This is a genomic window from Streptomyces sp. NPDC000878 (genome assembly GCF_053599695.1).
On sequence record NZ_JBSFMT010000163.1, the window covers coordinates 1 to 5,310 of the forward strand.

Sequence of the window (5,310 nt, forward strand, 5' to 3'; positions counted from 1 at the left end):
CAACGGCACCAACTTGGGGCCCCGACGAGGAACTGACGCACCAACAGCAGAAGTCACACACCAACTAACGATCAACTACTGGCGCAGGACACTAGGAGAGCACCATGCCTCCTGTAGAGCCGTTCGCATAACCCACGGACAGCGGGGACGGATTTGCGCGGTTCGAGTCGGGCGGAGAAGTCCTTCAATCTGCCCACGGCGTACCGAACTGAAGCTGCTTCCAGAAGGCCCATGGCATCGAGGGCCCCTTCAAATCGCTGCCGGTCAGCTGGTCCTCGCCGAACCAGCCTGGCCGATTCTGGGACTTCGCGTGCCTGTCGCGCACCAAACAGGCGATTAGTGTCCGAGGGCTAACGACCGGCAGTGACCAGATCTTCGAGCTGGTGTGCCAGCCCGGGACTGGGCTGGGGGATTGCGCCGAGCTCCTCAATGAGCTGGACGTCCAGGTCCTCCAACGCGTCCTTGACCGAGGCCTCTGGTACAACCACTTGGTCATCTGGCAAGTCGATGAACACGGTGACTCCGCCGGCCTCTGAGGTCGTCTCGACGACTTCATGTGCGACTGGCGAGTACTGGCAGGGTTCGTGTTCGAGGCTGGCCATCTGTCTGGCCCAGTGCTGGGCATCGCGCCATTCGCCGCGGCGCAGGTGCAGCAGGTATAGGCACAGCGCTCCGGTGGCTTGGCCGCCGCCAGCCGCGAACTGGAGCCAGAACTGCGCTCCCTCCTCGTGGTCGGCCAGCATGAGCAGACAGGCGAAGGCGAGGGCGCCCCCGGGGTCGCGTGCGTCATCGAAGTGAGCCAGGCGACGGGCGGCATCGTCATCGTGGATGACGCCCTGGCACAGGGCTCGGAGGTCGTGAGCCGCCCGCTCGTGGAGCATCAGTGGTGCCCACGCTGAGCGGCCCCCAGAGACCATGGCGGGGGACGTTATTGCCTGCATCCAGCGCAGTTCCAGCAGTTGCTCCGCGATGCGTTGCTGGGAGCTCTCAAGGTCGGCCGGCGTGTAGGTGCCGGCGAAGATGCGAGCTCGAGCGAGAGCTTCTTCGATCGTGCGCGGGCGTTGCGAGCCCATGGTTAGTCACTCCTCATCATCGACGTCCCCGATTTCGTCGATCTCCAGTCCAAGGTCCGCAGCCAGCCGCCGCTTGGCAGCGCGGCGCGTCGAACGGACGGTCGCCTCGCAGATGCCCATGACCAGCGCAGTGCGTTTGGTATGGAAGCCGAGGGCGAACTGGAGCACCATCACATCAAACTGGCGCTCCGGTAAGCGGGCCATTGCCGCGTAAAGGCCCAAGCCGTCCTCAAGTTCGGTAACCTGCGCGCGGAACTCCTGGCGGAAGCTGTCCAGGATGGGATCGCAGGCCGCGCGTATGGCGCGTTCGAAGGCCAGTGTCGCCTGGGCGGCCGGATCGCGGCCCTGGGCTTCCAGCTCGCTGGCGACTCGCTCTTTGAGCAGGGTCCAGGCCAGAGCGCCGGGGTTCTCGTGGACGGTCACCTTCTCCCAGATGACCGCCAGGAAGATGAAGGTGGTGTCCACCAGGCGGTCTGCGGCGACTTTGTCGCCCAACTGAACCTGGGCGTACTCGAAGTAGGCCTGGTGGTACAGCTCGTGGAAGGCCCAGAAGGCCGGCGGCATCATGTCGCTCGGTTCGCGCAGGGCGCGCTCATCGCGGTCGTCCGGAGGCTGGGCGTTCATCGACGGCCTCTTTCGTCGCGCCCGGGCTGGTCGGGCTGAGCGACGGGCTGCTGTTGCTCGATGAGAGTCGCCGCACCGACCCGTACGCCGGCGCTCAGGAGGCGTCGGAAACCGGAACGCACGTCGGGCGCAAACGCCCGAGCCGCGGCGGCCGAGGCCAGCACAAGGCTGGCAACGTCGTCGAGTGTCACCTGGTGGTCCTCTTGATCTCATGCGGCGCCAGTCAGCAGTTCGTCCCCAGCTCGTCAACTTCCGGCACCTGGAGTCTCGTTACTCCTGCGAGAAGCAAACCGTGCATGAGGGCCAGTTCGTGCAGAGCGCCTCACCACCAATTTTTAACGGAGAGTAGCTTTCCGGTTACGGCAAATGTCGTACACGGGTTCGCACCATCCCCCGCCCGCTCGCGCCACTGCTTTCGCCACGCCTGCCACCTGTGTATCCATCGAAGCGGCTCCTTGTCCGTCACGGTTTGCGCAAACTGTGAGCGATCGTTCAATTACGCTCATGTGACCGAGGTCACGGGCTCACGGAGCAGCAGGAGCGCGTGGCAAGGGATGGAGAGCTCCTGCAACTGCTGGTGACCAGCAGTTGCAGTGCATGGGCATCCATCTTCTACGGCTCGTCGCTAGCGGTTCTTGGCGAACTCCATGAACGCCGACCAAGCGGCTGGCTGGATGGCCACGACTCCGTGGCTGCGGGCCTTGGTGTCCCGCACCATCACCTTCGTCGGGTCGTTGTCAGCTACTTCAACGCAATTCTCGGTCCCTGTGTAGGTGCTCGTGCGCCAGTTCGGGGTCACAGGCTGCATGGTGGTGCTCTCCTAGTCGCTCGGCATCTGATCGAAATGTTGGTTGGCAGTGAGGATGAGGTCGCGGACGGCGGTGCCGTAGACCGCGGACTGCCTCAAGAGGGCAAAGGCCTTGGTGTACAGCTCGATCTCTCGGGGCTGCGTGACGGAGAACTCTGCCGAGTAGGTCTCAACCAGGACGAGTTTGTCGTCGAACATCGAGAAGCCGTGACCGAGCCAGATCTCCGTGGCGGCTGCACGCGGGACGATGCCCAGACTCACACGGGGCAACCCCATCAGGGCCAGGAGGCGGTCGAGTTGAGCCCTCATAACCTCTGGTCCGCCGACGTTGGAGTACAGAGCCTGTTCGCCGAGGAGCACGTTGTAGATCCGGTTGCCCTCATACAGGTACCGCTGCCGTTCGAGTCGCTTGCCGACGGCGGCCTCGGTGTCGTTGGGGAACTCCAGGAAGCGGACGGCTTGTTGGAAGATCTCGGCGGCGTAGTCCGCTGTCTGGAAGGTTCCCCAGATCATGTTGGGGTGCCAGATCCTAAAGACCTTGGTCCTGGCGTAGACGGGCAGGGACTTTTTTTGCCGGGTCTCGGCGCCCGTCTGCACTTGTCGGCGCCACTCCAGCCACAGCTCGTCGATGTGGCGCACTGTGGCAATCAGGTCATTGATGTGCTGCTCTTGCCGGGTAGCCGTGCACCAGGCCCTGATGTCCTGCTCGCTAGCGTTCTGTTTCCCGTGCTCAAGGCGAGAGACCTTCGACTCTTGCCAGTCGAGTGTGCGCGCCAGGGCCCGGCCGCTGGTGAATCCGGCATCCTTGCGGAAGCCGCGCAGTCGGGCACCCAGTGCCTCGCGTGTTTCTTGTGCTTGGTTGCTCACGGATGGTTCAGGGCTTGTACTCGCGGTGCGGGGTGGCCAGGTCCCAGAGCAGGTCCCGGACGCGAACACACTCGGCGACGAGGTCGGGAGTCTCGACCAGCTCGGATCCGAGCACGCGGCCGTCGTTGTCGAAGTGGCCCACGGCCAGGAGGCGTCCGTCGAACAGCCACCAGTCGTTGCCGCCTGCGGGGAAGACCAGCTCGGGCGGAACGAGCTGCCGAGGAATCCACCGGATCTCCTCGCCTGCCGCCTCATTGCGTGAGGTGGCGGCGTACTCCCACTGGATGTAGGGCGTGTGCGGTTGGGTGACGACGCGTACGCGACGGACGGACTTGCCCTCGCCGGTGACGCGCTGGATCAGCTGCGCCCACGGCTCCATGTACGAGTAGTCGACTGACTCTCCGCGGAGCCAGTTCTCGAACGGGCCGTCCTCGTCTGGGACCGAGTAGTCGTCCCTCAGCTCCAGATGGAAGGCGTCCTCCGTGAAGGTCTCAAAGAGCCGGTTGCGCTTGGCGCTGGAGATCAACTCCACGCGGTTCCTCCAGTAGGGCGGTGATCGTGGCTTTGGGCACCTCGACCACGGTCTCGTAGTCCGGAATCTCCATCTGGGACAGGGCCTCGGGGTCGGTGACCTCCAGGCCCTGGACGACGTACGTGCCAGCAGGCGTCAGGATCATGATCGGGTCTTCCAGACGCCTGAATTCGCTGGCTACCAGTCCGTCCTCCTTCAGGAACTCGAACAGCTCCGTCGGTACTTCCACTGCCGTCTGCCCGTCGGGGATGTCGAGCCGCATCAGCAGGTCGTTCGCGAAGATCTTCCAGCCCTGGACGAGGTACGTGTCCCGGTCCGTGGCGTACAGGGTCGGGCAGTCGCCCACGGTGGAGTTCTTACCAAGGAACCGTAGCTTCATGGCGCTCTCCTGTCTGCTGCCTTGCGCTTGTTTGCGCGATGCCTCGATGGTCGAGGGCCTGTTCGAGGCCGTCAATCCACTCGCTGCAAACTCGCGCAATCTTCTTGGGAGTTGGACGGCAGTCGTTCTACGTTCGTTCTCGAACCCAACCCCGCGCAGGCAGCATCGAGGGGAGAAGCGTGGTGGTGAGCGTGACCGAGGAACCCGAGGCCGACGTCGACAACTTGCCCATCGATGTTGAGTCGATCTCGGGCATCACGGATGACGTGCTGAAGATGGAGCTGAGTACGTCGACCCGAGAAGACATCGACTTCAAGACGACGAGGGTCATCGGTCTCGTGAGTCTGCTCCTGGCCGAAGAACTGGGCGCGAACGACGATGACGAAGTCATGGACCTGTTCCGGCAGGCGTACAAGCTGCTGGACCTGACCAACCGCCCCGGCAGACAGACGCCGAGCTTCACTGCCTTCTTCTTCATGCGTGACGTAGCCAACCTCACCCGGCGCCTGACATGGGTCTACGTCGAGAGGAACGGCGGGACACCACAGTGACTCAGAGAGAGCGGCCTGGTGTCGGAGACGAGGTCGAGTACAAACCGGGCTGCCGGGCGATCGTGACGGACGTCAGACATGGCGTACTCATCCTCCGGGCCGCGGCTCGTTCCGAGTGGCCGGCCGACAACCCGGACCAGCTCGTTGTGACGCGGACTCGGCAGGAACGCGCCGAGGCCGGAGCATGACCCGTCGCCAGTGGGTCAGGGGCACCTGTCTGCTCTGCCGTCGCTCCGATCAACTTGTGATCTTCATAGGACCCGTCGAGGTAGGCGGCTCCTCGGCCCCGGCATTCGCTTGTGGCGACTGCTGCGAGTGGTGTCGCCAAGTCGTCTGCTCCTACAACCAGCGGTGGGACGCACGTCCGGCCGTATAGCTCCCTGAGGTTCCCCCTGCCGACCGGACAGCTTGATACTGGGACGGATGGTCCCAGAGGAAGCAGTCACAGGTAGTGAGTAGCAAGAGCAACATGAGTA

The 5,310-nt window shown here is 63.8% G+C and carries 7 protein-coding genes; 1 reads left to right on the forward strand and 6 read right to left on the reverse strand.

Annotated elements, in window-relative coordinates; translation table 11 throughout:
- Positions 1-350: 350 nt before the first annotated feature.
- The 6 genes from ACWDR4_RS49700 to ACWDR4_RS49725 all read right to left on the reverse strand — a co-directional run bounded on the left by ACWDR4_RS49700 (position 351) and on the right by ACWDR4_RS49725 (position 4,283).
- Positions 351-1,073: a hypothetical protein gene (locus ACWDR4_RS49700; protein WP_450418771.1), complete on the reverse strand. Its 723-nt coding sequence runs from the start codon at positions 1,071-1,073 to the stop codon at positions 351-353.
- Positions 1,074-1,079: 6 nt separating this feature from the next.
- Positions 1,080-1,697, reverse strand: coding sequence for a sigma factor-like helix-turn-helix DNA-binding protein (locus ACWDR4_RS49705; protein ID WP_450418773.1), 618 nt, complete (start codon positions 1,695-1,697; stop codon positions 1,080-1,082).
- Between the two features lie 625 nt (positions 1,698-2,322).
- On the reverse strand, positions 2,323-2,505 hold the full coding sequence (locus tag ACWDR4_RS49710; protein ID WP_450418775.1) for a DUF397 domain-containing protein: 183 nt from the start codon (positions 2,503-2,505) through the stop codon (positions 2,323-2,325).
- Positions 2,506-2,517: 12 nt separating this feature from the next.
- On the reverse strand, positions 2,518-3,372 hold the full coding sequence (locus ACWDR4_RS49715; RefSeq protein WP_450418776.1) for a helix-turn-helix domain-containing protein: 855 nt from the start codon (positions 3,370-3,372) through the stop codon (positions 2,518-2,520).
- A gap of 7 nt (positions 3,373-3,379) precedes the next feature.
- Positions 3,380-3,904, reverse strand: a complete 525-nt coding sequence (locus ACWDR4_RS49720; RefSeq protein WP_450418777.1) for a DUF6879 family protein — start codon at positions 3,902-3,904, stop codon at positions 3,380-3,382.
- The gene (locus ACWDR4_RS49725; protein WP_450418778.1) at positions 3,864-4,283 is read right to left on the reverse strand and encodes a hypothetical protein; all 420 of its coding nucleotides are present in this window, start codon (positions 4,281-4,283) and stop codon (positions 3,864-3,866) included. Before ACWDR4_RS49725 ends, ACWDR4_RS49720 begins: the two co-directional genes overlap by 41 nt.
- Before the next feature lie 191 nt (positions 4,284-4,474).
- On the opposite strand from ACWDR4_RS49725, the gene ACWDR4_RS49730 reads away from it, so the two are divergent.
- Positions 4,475-4,834 (forward strand): hypothetical protein, encoded by a 360-nt coding sequence (locus ACWDR4_RS49730; RefSeq protein ID WP_450418779.1) that lies wholly within the window; start codon positions 4,475-4,477, stop codon positions 4,832-4,834.
- Positions 4,835-5,310: the final 476 nt, after the last annotated feature.

Coding starts and splice junctions, on each gene's coding strand:
- ACWDR4_RS49700 (WP_450418771.1), bottom strand. CDS start 1,073: ATGGGCTCGCAACGCCCGCGCACGATCGAAGAAGCTCTCGCTCGAGCT.
- ACWDR4_RS49705 (WP_450418773.1), bottom strand. CDS start 1,697: ATGAACGCCCAGCCTCCGGACGACCGCGATGAGCGCGCCCTGCGCGAA.
- ACWDR4_RS49710 (WP_450418775.1), bottom strand. CDS start 2,505: ATGCAGCCTGTGACCCCGAACTGGCGCACGAGCACCTACACAGGGACC.
- ACWDR4_RS49725 (WP_450418778.1), bottom strand. CDS start 4,283: ATGAAGCTACGGTTCCTTGGTAAGAACTCCACCGTGGGCGACTGCCCG.